Raw genomic sequence first — 17,549 nt, forward strand, 5'->3', positions numbered from 1 at the left:
TAGTATCTCAAAATGAATGATTAATTGCAAGAATGTGAGGATGAACAATGCACAGACAAAATGATTTAATTAAGAGAATCAATGAAAACTATTCAAAACTCAGCAAAGGCCAGAAGTTATTAGCGAATTACATTATTGAACATTATGATAAGGCAGTCTTCTTAACTGCTGCTAGGTTAGGATCCATAGTCGGTGTTAGTGAATCCACAGTAGTAAGATTTGCAAATGAGTTAGACTATGATGGATATCCAAAGCTACAAAGAGCGTTAGAAGAGTTAGTAAAAAACAAATTAACATCTATACAGAGAATGGAAGTCACTTCTGATCGAATCGATAAAACTCATGTTTTAAAATCAGTTCTTCAATCCGATGCTGAAAAAATTAAACATACTCTTGAAGAAATAGAGCCAGAAGTATTTGATCAAGCGATAGATATGATTTTGAATGCGAAAACTATTTATATCTTAGGTGTTAGGAGTAGCGCATCGTTAGCTAGTTTTATGGGATTTTATTTTAATCTAGTTTTTGATAACGTAAAATTAATACATACTAACAGTGTAAGTGAAATGTTTGAGCAAATATATAGATTAGGGAAAGAAGATGTTGTAATAGGTATTAGTTTCCCTAGATATTCAAAGAGAACGTTGAAGGCTATGGAATTTGCTAGATCAAGAGAAGCGAAGGTAATTGTAATTACGGATAGTCCATTATCCCCTATGATACAATTTTCAGATTGTAGCTTAATAGCTAGAAGCGATATGGCATCCTTTGTTGACTCACTTGTAGCTCCCTTAAGTGTTATAAATGCACTTATAGTAGCACTTTGTATAAAAAAGAAGGATACTGTTTTAGCATCTCTTGAAAATTTAGAAACAATATGGTCTGAATATCAAGTATATGATAATGATGAAGAGCTAAAAATTAATTACAATCTTAATTTAGAAAAAAAAGAAGAAATATAGCAGGAGAAAATTATGAATCAAGTCCTCGTCATTGGTGGCGGCCCAGCAGGTATGATGGCTGCCATTATGGCTGCTAGAAATAACAATCAAGTTATTTTATTAGAAAAGAATGATAAACTCGGCAAGAAGCTTTTTATTACAGGCAAAGGTCGATGCAATATTACAAATGTTAGTGATGTTGAAGGACTACTACAGAGTACTTTAACCAATAGAAAATTTCTGTACAGCGCATATTATGGCTTTGATAGCCAGGCATTATTAGATTTTTTTGAAAAGCTTGGATTAAAAACAAAGGTTGAAAGAGGAAATAGGGCTTTTCCACTAAGTGATAAATCATCGGATGTGATTAAGGTACTTCAGAATGAAATAGAAAGATTGGGAATTGAAATATATTTTAAAAGCGAAGTAATCGACATAGTGTTGGAGCAAGGGCGAATAACTCAGGTTATAACAAAAAATCAAGTGTTTGATTGTAATAAAGTGATTATAGCAACAGGTGGTTTATCTTATGAATTAACAGGTTCAACAGGAGATGGCTATCGCTTAGCAAAGAAACTTGGACATAAAGTTGTTCAACTAACACCTGGGTTGGTACCCATTGAGACGAAAGAGCCCTGGATCAAGAAATTACAAGGACTTTCCCTTAAGAACGTTAGTATTCAAATAATCAGTAATCAAAAAGGACAGTCTAAGCTTTTATATGAAGATTTTGGTGAAATGCTATTTACACATTATGGATTGTCTGGACCATTGATATTGAGTGGTAGTAGTTTTTTGCCTAAGGAAAATGTAAATGGTATTAGAGTAATCATCGATTTAAAACCATCTTTATCTATTGAACAATTAGATGCAAGAATTCTTCGCGATTTTGATAAAAATTCAAGGAAACAATTTTGCAATTCCCTAGATGACTTATTACCACAGAAGCTTATTCCTATTATCATCGAATTATCAGGTATAGATGAAAGATCAAGAGTTGATCAAATTACAAAAGAAGAGAGAAAAAATCTTGTTCAAATATTAAAGAATCTAGAGTGTACAATAGAGAGTAGAAGACAATATAATGAAGCCATTATAACAAGAGGTGGTATTGATGTTAAGGAAATAAATCCGAATACAATGTCATCCAAACTTGTTGATGGTTTGTATTTTGTTGGAGAGGTATTAGATCTTGATGCTTTAACTGGAGGATTTAATCTGCAAATAGCTTTTTCAACAGGATATTTAGCGGGAATATCAATTTAACTGAATAGAATTAGTTCCCCCACTTTTTAAGTGGGGGAACTAATTCCAACATCGGTGGGGGTGGGGGCCCCCACCGATGTGCAAGCGAAGCTTGCATTCGGTTACGAAACCGTAGCGAATGCGGAGGTTTTGTAACATTGACGCTAATAACACAAAGATAGCATTTTGCTTATAGTTACTTCGATACTATTTGAGGTCACGAGCTCGTTGCTTATAAATGCGGCGCGAGTATCAATTAAATAAGGTAGGAGAAAACACAATGATATCAGTAAGAGGTGCAATAGTAATAAATGAAAATACGAAAGAGAGCATCTTAAGTGGAACAAAAAGTATGCTAGAAAAGATTATAGTAGATAATGAAATAGAAATTGATGATATCCTATCGATTATTTTTTCAGCAACAAGAGATTTAACAGCATCCTACCCAGCACCAGTTGCTAGAGACCTTGGAATACTTCATGCAAGCTTACTATGCGTTCAAGAAATGTACGTTGAAAATAGTATGGCAATGTGTATTAGAGTCTTGATGAATGTAAATAAAGAATGTTGCCAAAAAGATGTAAAACACGTATACTTAAATGGTGCTGAAAGCTTAAGACCTGATTTAAATGATAAGTAAATGGAAATGATATTTCTATAATAATAATAATTGGAGTTTAACTATGAAGACATTTAGCATTGCCATTGATGGACCAGCTGGAGCTGGGAAAAGCACCATTGCAAGAATGGTTTCCAAAAAACTAAATTATATTTATGTTGATACAGGTGCAATGTACAGAGCTTTTGGACTATATTGCTTAGAAAATAATATTCCACTCAGTGAAGACAGTATTAGCTCTATTGTTGATGATGTAGATATTACAATTGAATATGATGATGATGAACAGCAAGTAATATTGAATGGTAGAAACGTTAATGTATTTATTCGATCAAGTGAGGCTTCTCATATGGCATCTGCAATTTCTGTATATAAGAGTGTTCGATTAAAGTTAGTAGACCTACAAAGAAAATTAGCTGAGAATGCGAATGTTGTAATGGACGGTAGGGATATTGGCACCTACGTGCTTCCAAATGCAAGTTTAAAAATATACTTAAATGCGAGTGTTGCAGTAAGAGCAGATAGAAGATGTAAGGAATTACATGAAAGAGGTATTGATACCGAGGTTGACTTAATAAAAGAAGAAATAATCGATAGAGATACTAGAGATATGAACAGAGAATTTGCACCACTTAGGAAAGCTCATGATGCAATTGAACTTGATACTTCAACTATGAATATTTCCCAAGTGACAGAAAAAATTGTAATGCTATTTGAAGAAAAGGAAAAGTAATATATGGAGATCATTGTTGCTAAAACAGCTGGTTTTTGTTTTGGAGTAGACAAAGCCATACAAAAAGTGAATAAATTTATTGGTAAGGAAGTTATTTATACATATGGACCAATTATCCATAATCAGCAGGTCGTTAAGGATTTTGAGTCAAAGGGAGTTAAGGTTATTGACGATTTAGTTGAATTAGATAATATGCCGCTCGGAACGATCATTATTCGAAGCCATGGTGCTGGAAAGAATGACATTGATATCATGAGAAGCAAGGGCTTTAAAATAATTGATGCCACATGTCCCTATGTGAAAAGAATTCATAGAATCGTTGAGGAATCAAGTCAACAAGGTAATAAAGTTATTATCATTGGCAGTCCTACACACCCAGAAGTAATTGGTATTAAAGGTTGGAGTAGTCAGAAGGTTAATATCATCGAAAATATCCAAGATATTGATGCTATAGTAATAGGTGAAGAAGATACTTTTTGCTTAGTTACCCAAACTACCTTCAATTTTTTAAAATACAAAGAAATTGTGAATAAATTGCAAAAAAGTGAAATTCATGTTATGATATACGAGACAATATGTAGTGCCACAGAAGAAAGGCAAATGGAAGCTATTGAATTATCAAAAATAGCTACCAAAATGATCGTTATTGGCGGTAAACACAGTTCAAATACTCAAAAACTCTATCATATATGTAAAACCCAATGTAAGGATACTTATTACATTGAGACAGCAGAAGATTTGGTGTTGAATGTTTTTGACGATAATGATATTATAGGAATAACGGCAGGAGCGTCAACTCCAAAGAACATAATTGAGGAGGTCATTTTAAATGTCAGAAGAACAAAGCTTTGAACAAATGTTGGAGGAGTCTTTAATAGCGATTCGTAGAGGAGAGGTTATTGAAGGCACAGTAATTGGCGTTAATGATGACGAAATCTATGTCAACATTGGTTATAAATCAGACGGCATTATACCTAAGAGTGAATTTTCTAATTTTCCTTCTGTTAGCTTAAGAGACAGTGTGAAAGAAGGAGATAAGATTAGAGCGAAGGTTCTGAAAGTAAACGATGGTGAAGGACAAGTATTATTAACGTATAAGAGATTACAAACCGAAGAAGGACTTAAGAAAGTTGAGAAGCTTTGTAAATCTAAAGAAGAAGTAACCGGTAAAGTTTCACTTGTTCTTGAAGGTGGATTGATTGTTATCATTGATGAAGTTAGAGTTTTTATTCCTGCTTCATTAGTTTCAGATTCATATGTCACAGATTTACAAGCGTACAAAAATCAAGAGATTACTTTTGTTATTACTGAAGTGAATCAAAAGAAAAATAGAATTATTGGTAATAGACGTATTCTTTTAGAACATGAAAAGAATATTTTACAAGCGGAAACCTTTAAAACTCTTGCAGAAGGTGCAGTTTTAAATGGAGAAGTTAAAAATATTACTGATTATGGTGTATTTGTTAACCTCAAGGGAGTAGATGGACTAGTTCATATCTCCGAATTATCATGGGGTAGAGTTAAGTCTCCTAAGGATGTTGTAAAGGTTGGAGATATTGTTAAGGTTAAGGTTATTTCTATTAACATGGAAAAGAAAAAAGTTTCCTTAACGATGAAATTTCCAGAAGACAATCCATGGAACAATGCAGAACAAAAATATGCTGTAGGCAATGTTGTTGAAGGTAGAGTAGCTAGGATGACCGAATTTGGCGCATTTATTGAGCTTGAGGTTGGAGTAGATGCTTTATTACATGTATCACAAATTTCTGTAAAGCATATTGAAAAGCCAAAGGATATTCTTAAAATCGGACAAACAGTTACTGCGAAGGTTACTGAATTAGATTTAGATGGCAAGAAAATCAGCTTATCAATTAAAGCTTTAGAATCAGATAAAGAAGTGGAAACTGAAGTTCAAGAAACAGAAGTTCAAGAAATCGTAACTCCAGTAGAAACACAAGTGGTAGACCAAGAAGAGCCACAAGTAGTAGATCAAGAAGAGCCACAAGTAGTAGAACAAGAAGAACCTCAAGCAAGCGAAGATGAGACGTTAAACGACTCAAATGATCAAGCATAAATTGGGCAAAAAAGTGCTTATATTCGACTAATTTTTGGAGGATTTCATTGATGAAGGATTATGAGTGGTTTAAGACTGAAGTTTTTAAACTTTCAAGTATTGATTTAAACGCTTATAAGGAAAGACAAATGAAGCGTAGAATTGATTCTTTAATAGCAAAGAATGGCTATAATAGTTATGAAACTTATGCCGTAGCACTTAAAGATGACAAGGAAAAATATGAAGAATTTATTAATTATTTAACCATAAACGTTTCGGAATTTTTTAGAAATACGTCGCAATGGGATGTTCTTGAGAAAGAAGTTTTTCCATATTTATTTGAGAGGTTTTCTAAGGATGTAAATATATGGAGTGCAGCTTGCTCTACGGGAGATGAACCCTATTCTTTAGCAATGGTACTAAGTAAGTTTTTACCATTAAATAAAATTAATATTTTAGCGACTGACATTGATAGACAAATATTAGCTAAGGCTCAAATGGGCTTATATAATGATAAAAGCGTAATTGGTGTTCCAAAAGATTTTAAAAGCAAATATTTTCAAGAAGTTGGTAAGTCCTTTAAGGTTTCCGACGAAATTAAGAAAACAATTAATTTTAAACAGCATAATATGCTAAAGGATGCTTATCCTAGAAACTTAGATTTAATTGTATGTAGAAATGTCTTAATTTATTTTACTGAAGAGGCAAAGGATGAAATTTATATTAAATTCAATCAAGCATTGAAGAAAGAGGGCATATTATTTGTTGGTAGTACAGAACAAATTATACAGCCTCAAAAATATGGTTTTGAAGCTATTAGATCATTTTTCTATAAAAAGGTAAGTGATTTATAAGCTTGAGAGTATTTGCGAAAATAATTGACTAAAGTAGTGATTGTCTTTTAATAGATCTTCGGTTAACTCTACATAATGGAGTGAATCCTTAAGATTGTATTTATATGTAGTTAATGTTGTAGTTGAGCTTTTTATAAGGGGTATGAATGTACCTCTTTTTTTTATGTAGCAATTAAGTTTAGTAGCTTTTTTCCGATGTTCTTTATCAACGAATTGACCAATTGAGCGATGAACAGCCATGTCCTCAAGAGGTAGGTAGTAATAACTTTGATAATCTGGAAAATAGAAATACAATGTATCAAGATGAATAGGTATGAATATACATATCTCTTCTTGAGCGATTTCTATGGTGTAAGGATTTAAGCGAATGGTTGTCTTAAAGTTTGAATGATAAGGAATACTCAATTTGAGTATTCCTTCTTGAATATCAATAAATAGTGCATCCGTAGAAAATGTTTTAGTTGTAGCATTTCTAAAAAACAAGATTTGATCATATGCATTGATAATATAGTACAAGCCCAATAAATCCTCTTCATTATGTAGCAATATGAGTTCTTGTAAATGAGGCATTTGATTCTTTATATAATCGAAATAGATATTGATAAGTGTTCCACCAGTATTTATATCACGTCTATGAAAGCCAAAGGCTTTTTCTACTGTTTTAAGCTTTAGATTTTCGAGGTTTAAGTATGTATGAAGAGGTTTCAGTTCATGATATAAATCAATTTGCTTAACTTCATTTATTTGAGAGGATATTTTATACATTTCAAGTCTTTTTTTAATAAAAGGTATATCAAAGGATGAACCATTATAATTGATAATAGTATATTCTGCAGTAAGCATTTTTGAAAATCTATATAACAATTCAAACTCATCTGCTTCCTTTTCGCATAACCATTGAGTAAGCTTTAATTGATGAGCTTCTACGCTAATGAATCCAATCAGATAAATTTGATTTTTAGTTGAAGAAAAGCCAGTTGTTTCAATATCTAACAAAAGAAATTTTGAAGGATCGTTGGTGATTTTTTCTAGTAATAATAAATCATGAGCGATATTTTTTTCGATTATTTGCATATATTGATCCTCCTTAAAGTTAGTTTGAAATTCAGTCTACTATTTAACAATTATAATACCATATATATTTTAATAGAGGAAGCCTATGTTATATTTAGGAGATTTAGTATAAGTAGCATAGAAAAACGGCAAAATGATATTGGGCAGATATGTAATGAATATATAAATCAGCGCAACCGATTTTCTGTTTCTTATAAACGGTTTACATGGGCAATTGGAAAAGCGGCAGATATGTAATGAATATATAAATCAGCGCAGCCGATTTTCTTATAATGTATTAACAGTATTGAAAGGTTATGGTATAGTAATAGAATATATAAGACTCTTAAAAGGAGATAATTATGGCAAAACTATTTTTTAAATATGGTACTGTTTTTTCAGCTAAGTCTCTTAATTTAATTGCAACAGCACATAATTACGAGACACAAGGTAAGAAAGTGCTTTTATTAATCCCCAAAATAGATACAAGAAGCGAGGGGTTCATAACTACGCGTGCAGGATTTAAACTTGCAGCTGAGGCTATCGATACACATACTAATATTTTAGATGTTTTTAATGATCATTTGAAAAAGAAGGAAAGAATAGATTGCGTATTAGTTGATGAGAGTCAAATGTTTTCAATTGAGCACATTAATCAACTGCGAGAAATTGTAAGTGTTTTTAATACACCTGTAATATGTTATGGATTACGTGTAAGTTATACTTTGGAATTATTTGAAGCAAGTAAACGATTATTTGAACTTGCCGATAAGCTAGAGGAGATTAAGACAATTTGTTGGTATTGTAAGAATAAGGCAACTCATAATTTGAAACTAGTAGACAATCAACCGCAATATGAAGGGAATCCTATCGATATTGGGGGATTAGAGAAGTATGTTCCGGTTTGTTATGAATGTTATATAAAACCACCATTAAACTAGAAAGGTTTTTACGAAGATAGCACACTATTTGCGTTGTTAGTTACATATATATTAATTTATAAATGACTCGCAGCGCTTTATATTTTGAAAAAGAAAAAAGACTGTTGATCCAGTCAATTTCAGCCTATTTTAAAACTTGTTATACATATAATAGAATAAGAACTATTTTCTAGGACTGAGGTTATGTTTTTTAAAAATAAATTATTGGGTATAGCTCTTTGTTCTTTAGCTGTAGGTATGGTTATTATTACCATTTTGCCTAAAGGTAGTTTAGGGATAATATTAGCATTGGTTACATTTGCGATTGGATTATATTTGGTGAAGCGGTGTTACTATTAAAACAAGTTTTTCCAATTGCGTATGCACAACGTTCTTAATAAAGAACAAAGCGCTTGTCAGCGCGTCACATAATAATTTATGCTATGTTCTATGCTTCGTGGAAAGTAGAACTTTCCTACTGGACAAGAAAATCCCCTAATTATAGGGGATTTGTTGTTTTATTGTGCACGTTGAACTTTTCCTGCACGTAAGCAGCTAGCACAAACTTTGATTTTCTTTGACTGTCCGTTAACAACAGCTTTTACATTTCTAATATTCGGTTTCCATAGCTTGTTAGATCTATTATGAGCATGGCTGACTTGAATACCAAAGTGAACTCCCTTATCACAAACTGAACACTTAGCCAAAATGGCACCTCCTTAGGATACAATATTTGAAGATTGTATGTGGTTATTACCATACAATACAATATTTTATAATTCTCCGCAACAAAACAATTCTAACAAAAAACCGCCAATAAAGCAAGTACAAATTTTAAGATTTCTAAAAAAAGTAAAAAGTGTTTTGAATATTGAGGAAAGAATGATATAATAATAGCTGAATTAATAATCTTGTTATAGGGTAAAGTCCATAGATAGAGTCTTTAAGGATATTATAAATGCATTAAAAATAGGAGGCTTATACATGGTAGGTAGAATAAGTAATGAAATTGGAGACATCCTTATAGAAAAGGAAGTAATAGCCAAGGTTGCAGGCCTATCTGCAATGGAATGTTATGGTATTGTTGGAATGGCTATGATTAATGTTACCAGTGGCATAGCTAAACTATTAAAGAGAGAAAGCCTAACAAAAGGCATAGCAGTTACATTTGAAGAAAATATTATTAATATTGATTTGCATATTATTGTGGAATACGGTGTGAACATCACTGCTGTTACTGATACTTTAATTTGCACTGTTCAATATAAAGTTGAGAAATTTTCTGGGATGAAAGTGGGAAAAATAAATATATATGTTGAGGGTGTACGAGTAGATGAATAGCTTGGTACTATAGTATATATTAAGGAGGCAGACCAGTGGCATTAGAAAGTATAGACTCAAAAATGCTTAAAAATATGTTTATTGCTGGGGCAAAATATTTAGAATCCAAAAAGAAATATGTTGATGAGCTCAATGTTTTTCCTGTTCCCGATGGAGATACTGGAACGAATATGACACTAACCATCCTAGCAGCAGCAAAAGAAGTACAAAGCGTTGATGAAAATAGTATGGCACAAGTTGCTAAGGCGATTTCAAGTGGTTCATTAAGAGGCGCCAGAGGTAATTCAGGTGTTATTTTATCACAATTATTTAGAGGATTTGCAAAAGAGATTGGTGAATATGAGCAATTAGATACAATGATTATTGCAAATGCTTTTCAAAAAGGTACAGATACAGCGTATAAAGCAGTAATGAAGCCAAAGGAAGGTACGATTTTAACTGTTGCTAGAGCGATAGCGGATAAAGCATCTCAAATGTCAGAAGATACAGATGATATTTTATTCGTGTTAAAAGAGACATTAAATCATGCAGAAGCTGTTTTAGCAAAAACACCTGACATGCTTCCAGTATTAAAAGAAGCAGGTGTAGTAGACGCTGGAGGACAAGGCTTAATCTATGTACTGTATGGCGCATACTTGGCACTTCAAAACAATGGGGAACTGACCTTTGAAATTGAAGAAACAGTTGAAAATGAAGTGAATTTAATTAGACAACATGTATCAGCTGATATTGAATTTGGTTATTGTACTGAGTTTATTATAAATGTTCATCCAAGTAAGGTGAATGATAGTGAACAGGAAGCATTAGATATTCGTGATTATTTAGAAACCATAGGTGACTCTATAGTTGCGGTTGCAGATGAAGATATCATAAAAATACATGTGCACACAAATGATCCAGGAAAAGCCTTACAACAAGGTTTAACACTTGGGGAATTGATGAACATTAAAATCGATAATATGAGAGAACAACACTCAAACATTATTTTTGAAAAATCAGAAGTAGAACAAATACCTAAGCAGACAGAAAAAAAAGAAACCGGCTTTGTAGCAGTATCAATTGGTTCAGGTTTAAGCAAAATTTTTTCTAGTCTTGGTGCAGATTATATTGTTGAAGGTGGACAGACAATGAATCCAAGCACAGAAGATATACTGAATGCAATTGAAAAGGTTAATGCAGCGCATGTGTTTATTTTACCAAACAATAAAAACATCATTTTAGCAGCTATGCAAGCAAAAGATCTAGTAGAAAACAAAATAATTCATGTCATTCCGTCTAAATCAATACCACAAGGAATAACAGCAATGATTAATTATACCCAAGGAATTTCTCCTGATGAAAACGAGAAAGTCATGACAGAGCATTTAAGTGACGTCTCAACGGGTCAACTTACCTACGCTGTTAGAGATACAAGTATCAATGATCAAACGATTCAACAAGGAGATATTTTGGGCATTGGAAACGATGAAATACTTGTTGTTGAAAAGGATATTGAACAATGTGCAAAGGCTTTAATCCATCAGCTCATTAATGAAGACAGTGGACTTGTAACCATATATTATGGACAAGAAATTGAAGAAGAAAAAGCTAATAACTTGGCTACATATATTGAAGAGAATTATGAAGATTGTGAAGTAGAAGTACATTATGGTGGTCAACCACTGTATTATTATCTTTTATCTATAGAATAGATAATGGGGGGCTGTGTAAAACATTACACAGCCTTCTTTATAAGAATAGATCAAAGTGTTTGATCGAATCAAAGGGATATTATGCGTTGTAAAGAGATAAATTCTAAAAAGGTTAGATAAAAAAGGAGGTGAGAGCTTTGAATATTTCAAGCCCTATTACCAATATAAAGGGTATAGGTGAAAAAACAGCGAAAGCTTTAGAAAAAATAAATATTTATACAATTGAAGATCTAATTCGTTATTATCCAAGAGATTATGAACAAAAGATAGATTTGAAAAAAATCTCAGAAATGAACTTCAATGAAGTTAATCTTGTTGAAGGTGAAGTTTGTGAGATGCCTCAAAATATCAGGAAGAAAAACCTGATCATTACAAAGATGAAAGTGAAAGATGAAACAGGACAAATTTATGTTACATGGTTTAAACAACCTTATATGAAAAACAAGTTTAACCTTTATGAAAAAGTAGTATTAAAAGGTAAGGTCACATTAAAATATGGTCAAATACAAATGGAATCACCAAAGGTTATTAGAAAAGATGAATTGATTCTTCAAAGCTCTCAGCAGTTGTTTCCAATCTATCCTTTAATAAAGGAACTTTCTCTAAGGAGCTTGACTGATTTTATCAATGAAGGGTTAAACTACACAAAGGGACAATTGAAAGATTTTCTCCCAAGTGAAATAAAAGAACAATATATGCTTTGTGAATATAATTATGCACTTTCTCAAATTCATAATCCTGAAGATGAACATGCTCTTGAAATGGCAAAAAAAAGATTGATATTTGATGAATTTCTATATTTTCAGTTAGGACTTTTGATGATAAAAAACGAGTGTTTTGTCATGGAGAACCAATTTGATTTTAAGCAAGTAAACTTGGTAAGTCATTTTTTAACGCTAATTCCATTTGAATTGACTACGGCGCAAATCAAAGTTTGGAAAGAAATAAAAAATGATTTACAAGGTGAGCGAACAATGAATCGTTTGGTACAGGGCGATGTTGGTTCCGGAAAAACAATTGTTGCAGTTTTGGCTTTATTATTTGCAGTAGAAAATGGTTATCAGGGGACGATGATGGCGCCTACTGAGGTATTGGCTAAACAGCATTATAAATCCTTATTAGGCCTACTTGAGCCGTTAGGTATTAAGGTTGGTTTACTTGTTGGTTCAATGACTAAAAAACAAAAACAAGAAATATCGGCAGAAATAGAAGATGGTACTATTCAAATTATCATTGGAACCCATGCAATTATTCAAGATCCGATTAAGTTTCATAATTTGTCGTTGGTTATTACAGATGAACAACATCGATTTGGAGTAAAGCAAAGAGAAAAGTTAGCAGGAAAAGGTCATCATCCACATGTTTTAGTCATGAGTGCAACACCAATACCTAGAACCTTAGCCTTAATTGTTTATGGGGATTTGGATGTTTCTATTATTGATGAGCTTCCGCCAGGTAGACAAATTATAAAAACCTATAGTGTGCAAAGTAGTTACCGAGAAAGGATTTATTCTTTTATAGAAAAAGAAATTGAAATAGGAAGACAATGCTATATTGTTTGCCCTGCAGTTGAAGAAAATGAAGAGATTGATTTAGAATCAGTTATTCAATATACAGACAAGTTGAAGATCGCACTACCATCTTCAATAAGAATAGCATTTTTATATGGAAAAATGAAACCAAAAGAAAAAAATTCGATTATGGAAAGTTTTTCAGAAGGTGATATAGATGTTTTGGTATCTACAACAGTTATTGAAGTTGGAGTTAATGTACCCAATGCAACGATTATGGTAATTGAAAATGCAGAAAGATTTGGTTTAGCTGGGCTTCATCAGCTTCGTGGTAGAGTTGGAAGAGGTGTTCATCAGTCACATTGTATACTAATTACTGATTCAAAAGCTGATATAACAAAGAAAAGAATGAAGGTACTAGAAAAGTATACAGATGGTTTTATCATTTCTGAATATGATTTAAAGCTTAGAGGACCAGGAGATGCATTTGGAATTAAGCAACACGGGTTACCTGAATTTAAAATCGGTAGTATATTTGAAAATATGGATGTATTAAAAGAAACCCATATTTTGGCAAAAAAAATAAATGAGGAAGACAAACATTTAACAAGTGAGAAGTATAAATGTTTAGGTGACTTGATTAATGCATCGTTAAGTCAAAGTATAGGGCAAATTTCGCTATAAAAGAATTTATTTGAAGATCATATGACAACAATTTCTAGCGTATAACAATTCCTTTTGCATATAATATTATCGTAACCTATTCGCTTACAATAAAACAAAAAGATTATAATTAAAAGGAGGAATAGTATTATGGCAAGTAGAAATAGAAATGTTGTACCACAAGCAAGAGAAGCATTAGATAGATTCAAATATGAGGTAGCAAGTGAAATTGGAGTACCATTAAAACAAGGTTATAATGGCGACTTAACTTCTGCACAAAATGGATCTGTTGGTGGATATATGGTTAAGAAGTTAATTGAATCAGCAGAACAAAACATGGCAAATGGTAATACACTTAGATAATGTGAAAAATAAATGATATGAAAATTTATAATTAAAAAGAGCTGTCTCAAAGTAGAAGAATAATCTATGGAGAGATAGTTCTTTTTTTATTGTAGCGATTTTGCTTTATTAATTTATTATTTGTAAAATTCATGGATTCATAAAAACTTGCATATACTTTTATGAGGAAACATATATATGTCCTAGGAAGGTGGACAAGGATGAAGTGCAATAGAATAGAAAATATTTTATCTGAAAGACTTAAGAGAGTATTAGAGGATATTAATGTAAGTACTGAACTACAAGAAATTCGATTAAGAGTAGACAAGCCTATTTTGATTTACTGGGGCAATAAGGAGTTTTTTGTTGGTAATGACCTAAAACTACGCACAACAGATGAAAATTGCTTATATGCAACAAATGATGACATAAAGGAGGTATTAGAATATATTAGCAAACATTCACTATATGCTTATGAAGAGGATATAAGGAATGGTTATATAACAATAGAAGGCGGTCATAGAATTGGACTTGCAGGTAAGGTGGTTTTAGAGAATGGTAAGGTCAAAACCATTCGAAATGTATCTTGTATCAATATTAGAGTATCACATGAAATGAAGGGTTGTGCGGATCATATTTTGCCTTATATTGTGAATGACGGTTTGATACATCATACGCTAATCATTTCTCCACCGAAATGCGGTAAGACAACCCTGCTTAGAGATATCGTAAGACAAGTTTCTGATGGCTTTATGAACTTTTGTGGTGTTAATGTGGGTTTAGTAGATGAGAGATCAGAAATTGGGGGTTGTTATAGAGGAATACCGCAAAATGATATTGGTAAGAGAACAGATGTATTAGATAGTTGCAACAAAGGTGAGGGATTGCTGATGTTAATTAGAGCAATGGCACCACAAGTAATTGCCTTAGATGAAATTGGCAATAAAGATGACATTGATGCAATTGAATATGCCTTAAATGCTGGATGTAAAATAATATGTACAGTACATGGAAATTCTATAAAAGATATTAAGGACAAACCCAAGTTACAGGAATTAATAGAAAGAAAACTTTTTAAGCGATATATTTTTTTGGAAAATCAAAATAATATTGGTGATGTTAAAAAAATATATGATGAAGATCATAAAATGATCAGTATGCTTGTAGATAAGAGGGTGTTAAAGGAGAGTTAATATGAGAATTCTGGGGATGATGATGGTATTTATTTCTTGCTCAGGGATAGGTATCACCTATAGTTACATATATAAAAAAAGGGTAGAGCAATTATGCGATTGGAAAAAAGGTATTGTTTTATTAAAAAATGAAATAAATTATGCGTTAACTCCATTACCAGAAGCCTTCGAAACGATTGGGAAAAGACTTGATGGTGTAATGAGTAGATTTTTCAATGAAATTGGAACACTGTTGAAAACAAATAACAATAAGACTATGAGTAATTTGAATGAAGCGGAAATAAAGAAATTACTAATTGATAACTGTTTAAATGAAAAGGATAGAAAAACGATTATTGGATTTATTAAAAACTTAGGTCTATTAGATAAGGAAAGTCAAATGAATAACCTTGAGTTACACATTAAATATCTCGAACAAGAAATTGATACCGCAAAAAAGGATGAAGAAAAAAACAATAAATTATTCAAGACGCTAGGAATTCTATCAGGTATTTTTATTATAGTAATTTTCATTTAGCCCTAGCGATAAAATACGTAGGAGATGATTCAATGGATATTTCAATTATTTTTAAAATTGCAGCAGTAGGTATATTGATTTCTGTATTAAATCAAGTATTAGATAGGGCTGGAAGAGAAGAACAAGCTATGTTAACTACTTTAGCAGGATTAGTTGTTGTTTTGTTTTGGGTTATACATTACATAAGTGATTTGTTTGTAGAAGTACAACAATTATTTCAACTTTAGGATGGATGCATATGGAAATAGTACAGATAGTGATTATTGGATTGTGTGCTACAATTTTTATTGCAATTCTTGACAAACAAAAAGAATTCAAAGTATATATTAGCATTGTTGCGTCGGTCATTATTTTCTTCATATTTATTGATAAATTTGATTCCATCATTGCATTGTTTAACAAAATCAATGCTCTAATGAACATCGATGATGTCTATATGAAAATACTACTTCAAATACTTGGTATAGCTTTTGTTACAGAGTTTGGTTCCCAATTATGCAAGGATTCAGGACAAAAATCAATAGCGAATAATATTGAAATTGCAGGCAAGATTATTATTTTAGTTATTTCAGCACCAATCGTGTTGGGAATTATTAGCTTAATAGAATCAATTATGTAAAATATCCCAAAAAGATAACGATAATCAAATGATAAGAGGGCATCCGATATGAACAATTGGAGAAAAGCGTTAAAGGCTCTTATTACTTGTAGTATCATTTTATTGTTATTGATGACTACAAGTCGTGGAGTAGAAATAAAAGATGAGGATGAAGCCATCAACATCGAAGAAGAATTGGAAAACATTAAAAATAGTCAAAATGAATTGGTTGATTATAGCAACATTCAACAGGCAATTGATCAAACAGTACAAAATAGTTATGAATTTGATTTCGAAAAACTTGTTACGAATATTCTAAGTGGACAGTATGAGTTAGAAGGAGAAACCATTGGGAGCATGATATTTGAGGCATTTTTCGAAGATATGAAAGCGAACATAGGAATTCTTATTCGAATTATTATTATTAGTATTATAGCTGCTTTTTTTAAGTCATTTACGCAATCCTTTGAAAATAAGCAAGTATCAGAAATGGGGTTTTTAATTGTTTTTTTATTAGTCATAGCTTCGGTTATACAGTCCTATCATCTATTAAATAGTGTAGCTAATGGGCTAATAGACAACCTTTTGATTTTTATAGAAGCGCTTGTACCAAGTCTCTTAACAGTAACCGTACTATCAGGAGCTGCAACATCATCGGTAATGTTTAGTGAAACCATGATTATGCTAATAGGAATTATTGATAATTTAATAAAAACATTTATGCTTCCATTTTTATACATAATTATTATATTTGTTGTATTGAATACGCTTACGGATGAAGATAGTTTAAGTAAGATTATTGATATATTTAAAAAAGGTTACGAGTGGGCAATTAAGATTATTTTATGGATATTTGTAGCTATGTTTGGTCTTCAGTCATTTGGGCTTCCTGTCGTTGATGGTATGATTTCCAGAACAGCTAAACAAACCATTGGTATCGTACCAATCATTGGTACTACTATTTCAGGTATGTCAGATATAGTTCTCGGCTGTGGGAGCCTGATTAAAAATGCTTTTGGAATTGGAGCAATCATTGCTATTGTATTTGTTGCTGTTATTCCAGTGATTAAAATCGGTGTTATTGCTTTCATATATAAATTATCAGCAGCATTAATTGAACCAATATCAGAATCTAAACTTGTATCATGTTTGTCTAATGTGGGTGATGTATGCTTTTTATTACTTGGTACAGTTTTGATTGTTGTTTTATTATTCATTATTGCAATTGCAATGACACTTTTTCTAACAAATATAATGTTGTATATAAGGTGATAT

At 31.9% G+C, this 17,549-nt stretch carries 19 protein-coding genes; 17 read left to right on the top strand and 2 right to left on the bottom strand.

Annotated features, from left to right (window positions below; genetic code table 11):
• Positions 1 to 47 precede the first annotated feature (47 nt).
• From CVU84_03315 to CVU84_03345, 7 genes are all read left to right on the top strand, one after another.
• Positions 48 to 962, top strand: a complete 915-nt coding sequence (locus tag CVU84_03315) for an N-acetylmannosamine kinase (protein ID PKM95843.1) — start codon at positions 48 to 50, stop codon at positions 960 to 962.
• Between the two features lie 12 nt (positions 963 to 974).
• Positions 975 to 2,207: an aminoacetone oxidase family FAD-binding enzyme gene (locus CVU84_03320; protein PKM95844.1), complete on the top strand. Its 1,233-nt coding sequence runs from the start codon at positions 975 to 977 to the stop codon at positions 2,205 to 2,207.
• A 259-nt stretch (positions 2,208 to 2,466) separates the two neighbouring features.
• Positions 2,467 to 2,826, top strand: coding sequence for a chorismate mutase (gene aroH, locus CVU84_03325; protein ID PKM95845.1), 360 nt, complete (start codon positions 2,467 to 2,469; stop codon positions 2,824 to 2,826).
• Positions 2,827 to 2,869: 43 nt separating this feature from the next.
• Positions 2,870 to 3,538, top strand: a complete 669-nt coding sequence (locus tag CVU84_03330) for a cytidylate kinase (protein ID PKM95846.1) — start codon at positions 2,870 to 2,872, stop codon at positions 3,536 to 3,538.
• 3 nt (positions 3,539 to 3,541) lie between these two features.
• The gene (gene ispH / locus CVU84_03335) at positions 3,542 to 4,390 is read left to right on the top strand and encodes a 4-hydroxy-3-methylbut-2-enyl diphosphate reductase (protein ID PKM95847.1); all 849 of its coding nucleotides are present in this window, start codon (positions 3,542 to 3,544) and stop codon (positions 4,388 to 4,390) included.
• On the top strand, positions 4,368 to 5,612 hold the full coding sequence (locus CVU84_03340; GenBank protein PKM95848.1) for a 30S ribosomal protein S1: 1,245 nt from the start codon (positions 4,368 to 4,370) through the stop codon (positions 5,610 to 5,612). Before ispH ends, CVU84_03340 begins: the two co-directional genes overlap by 23 nt.
• Before the next feature lie 50 nt (positions 5,613 to 5,662).
• A complete protein-coding gene (locus CVU84_03345) occupies positions 5,663 to 6,445 on the top strand; it encodes a chemotaxis protein CheR (GenBank protein ID PKM95849.1) in 783 nt (260 codons plus the stop codon).
• Here CVU84_03345 and CVU84_03350 read toward each other — a convergent pair.
• Positions 6,440 to 7,519, bottom strand: coding sequence for a hypothetical protein (locus tag CVU84_03350; protein ID PKM95850.1), 1,080 nt, complete (start codon positions 7,517 to 7,519; stop codon positions 6,440 to 6,442). The two genes, CVU84_03345 and CVU84_03350, sit on opposite strands and share 6 nt — an antisense overlap.
• Positions 7,520 to 7,860: 341 nt before the next feature.
• On the opposite strand from CVU84_03350, the gene CVU84_03355 reads away from it, so the two are divergent.
• Entirely contained in the window at positions 7,861 to 8,439 is a 579-nt protein-coding gene (locus CVU84_03355) for a thymidine kinase (GenBank protein ID PKM95851.1), read from the top strand.
• Positions 8,440 to 8,936: 497 nt separating this feature from the next.
• On the opposite strand, the gene rpmB is transcribed toward CVU84_03355, so the two are convergent.
• The gene (gene rpmB, locus CVU84_03360) at positions 8,937 to 9,125 is read right to left on the bottom strand and encodes a 50S ribosomal protein L28 (protein ID PKM95852.1); all 189 of its coding nucleotides are present in this window, start codon (positions 9,123 to 9,125) and stop codon (positions 8,937 to 8,939) included.
• A gap of 277 nt (positions 9,126 to 9,402) precedes the next feature.
• Here rpmB and CVU84_03365 point away from each other — a divergent pair, with 277 nt between their 5' ends.
• From CVU84_03365 to CVU84_03405, 9 genes are all read left to right on the top strand, one after another.
• The gene (locus tag CVU84_03365; GenBank protein ID PKM95853.1) at positions 9,403 to 9,759 is read left to right on the top strand and encodes an Asp23/Gls24 family envelope stress response protein; all 357 of its coding nucleotides are present in this window, start codon (positions 9,403 to 9,405) and stop codon (positions 9,757 to 9,759) included.
• A 35-nt stretch (positions 9,760 to 9,794) separates the two neighbouring features.
• Positions 9,795 to 11,450 (top strand): dihydroxyacetone kinase, encoded by a 1,656-nt coding sequence (locus CVU84_03370; GenBank protein ID PKM95854.1) that lies wholly within the window; start codon positions 9,795 to 9,797, stop codon positions 11,448 to 11,450.
• A gap of 137 nt (positions 11,451 to 11,587) precedes the next feature.
• Positions 11,588 to 13,645 (top strand): DNA helicase RecG, encoded by a 2,058-nt coding sequence (locus CVU84_03375; GenBank protein ID PKM95855.1) that lies wholly within the window; start codon positions 11,588 to 11,590, stop codon positions 13,643 to 13,645.
• 129 nt (positions 13,646 to 13,774) lie between these two features.
• Positions 13,775 to 13,987: a spore protein gene (locus CVU84_03380; protein PKM95856.1), complete on the top strand. Its 213-nt coding sequence runs from the start codon at positions 13,775 to 13,777 to the stop codon at positions 13,985 to 13,987.
• 200 nt (positions 13,988 to 14,187) lie between these two features.
• Positions 14,188 to 15,159: a stage III sporulation protein AA gene (spoIIIAA, locus tag CVU84_03385; protein PKM95857.1), complete on the top strand. Its 972-nt coding sequence runs from the start codon at positions 14,188 to 14,190 to the stop codon at positions 15,157 to 15,159.
• 1 nt (position 15,160) lies between these two features.
• The gene (locus CVU84_03390) at positions 15,161 to 15,676 is read left to right on the top strand and encodes a hypothetical protein (protein PKM95858.1); all 516 of its coding nucleotides are present in this window, start codon (positions 15,161 to 15,163) and stop codon (positions 15,674 to 15,676) included.
• Between the two features lie 32 nt (positions 15,677 to 15,708).
• Complete coding sequence (gene spoIIIAC, locus CVU84_03395) at positions 15,709 to 15,903, top strand: stage III sporulation protein AC (protein PKM95859.1); 195 nt, start codon at positions 15,709 to 15,711, stop codon at positions 15,901 to 15,903.
• 5 nt (positions 15,904 to 15,908) lie between these two features.
• The gene (gene spoIIIAD, locus CVU84_03400; GenBank protein ID PKM95860.1) at positions 15,909 to 16,295 is read left to right on the top strand and encodes a stage III sporulation protein AD; all 387 of its coding nucleotides are present in this window, start codon (positions 15,909 to 15,911) and stop codon (positions 16,293 to 16,295) included.
• Between the two features lie 48 nt (positions 16,296 to 16,343).
• Positions 16,344 to 17,546 (top strand): hypothetical protein, encoded by a 1,203-nt coding sequence (locus tag CVU84_03405; GenBank protein PKM95861.1) that lies wholly within the window; start codon positions 16,344 to 16,346, stop codon positions 17,544 to 17,546.
• Positions 17,547 to 17,549 lie beyond the last annotated feature (3 nt).

The organism is Firmicutes bacterium HGW-Firmicutes-1, from assembly GCA_002841625.1.
Taxonomy (GTDB): Bacteria; Bacillota; Clostridia; order Lachnospirales; family Vallitaleaceae; genus HGW-1.

Coding starts and splice junctions, on each gene's coding strand:
- CVU84_03315 (PKM95843.1), top strand. CDS start 48: ATGCACAGACAAAATGATTTAATTAAGAGAATCAATGAAAACTATTCA.
- CVU84_03320 (PKM95844.1), top strand. CDS start 975: ATGAATCAAGTCCTCGTCATTGGTGGCGGCCCAGCAGGTATGATGGCT.
- aroH (PKM95845.1), top strand. CDS start 2,467: ATGATATCAGTAAGAGGTGCAATAGTAATAAATGAAAATACGAAAGAG.
- CVU84_03330 (PKM95846.1), top strand. CDS start 2,870: ATGAAGACATTTAGCATTGCCATTGATGGACCAGCTGGAGCTGGGAAA.
- ispH (PKM95847.1), top strand. CDS start 3,542: ATGGAGATCATTGTTGCTAAAACAGCTGGTTTTTGTTTTGGAGTAGAC.
- CVU84_03340 (PKM95848.1), top strand. CDS start 4,368: ATGTCAGAAGAACAAAGCTTTGAACAAATGTTGGAGGAGTCTTTAATA.
- CVU84_03345 (PKM95849.1), top strand. CDS start 5,663: ATGAAGGATTATGAGTGGTTTAAGACTGAAGTTTTTAAACTTTCAAGT.
- CVU84_03350 (PKM95850.1), bottom strand. CDS start 7,519: ATGCAAATAATCGAAAAAAATATCGCTCATGATTTATTATTACTAGAA.
- CVU84_03355 (PKM95851.1), top strand. CDS start 7,861: ATGGCAAAACTATTTTTTAAATATGGTACTGTTTTTTCAGCTAAGTCT.
- CVU84_03365 (PKM95853.1), top strand. CDS start 9,403: ATGGTAGGTAGAATAAGTAATGAAATTGGAGACATCCTTATAGAAAAG.
- CVU84_03380 (PKM95856.1), top strand. CDS start 13,775: ATGGCAAGTAGAAATAGAAATGTTGTACCACAAGCAAGAGAAGCATTA.
- spoIIIAA (PKM95857.1), top strand. CDS start 14,188: ATGAAGTGCAATAGAATAGAAAATATTTTATCTGAAAGACTTAAGAGA.
- CVU84_03390 (PKM95858.1), top strand. CDS start 15,161: ATGAGAATTCTGGGGATGATGATGGTATTTATTTCTTGCTCAGGGATA.
- spoIIIAC (PKM95859.1), top strand. CDS start 15,709: ATGGATATTTCAATTATTTTTAAAATTGCAGCAGTAGGTATATTGATT.
- spoIIIAD (PKM95860.1), top strand. CDS start 15,909: ATGCATATGGAAATAGTACAGATAGTGATTATTGGATTGTGTGCTACA.
- CVU84_03405 (PKM95861.1), top strand. CDS start 16,344: ATGAACAATTGGAGAAAAGCGTTAAAGGCTCTTATTACTTGTAGTATC.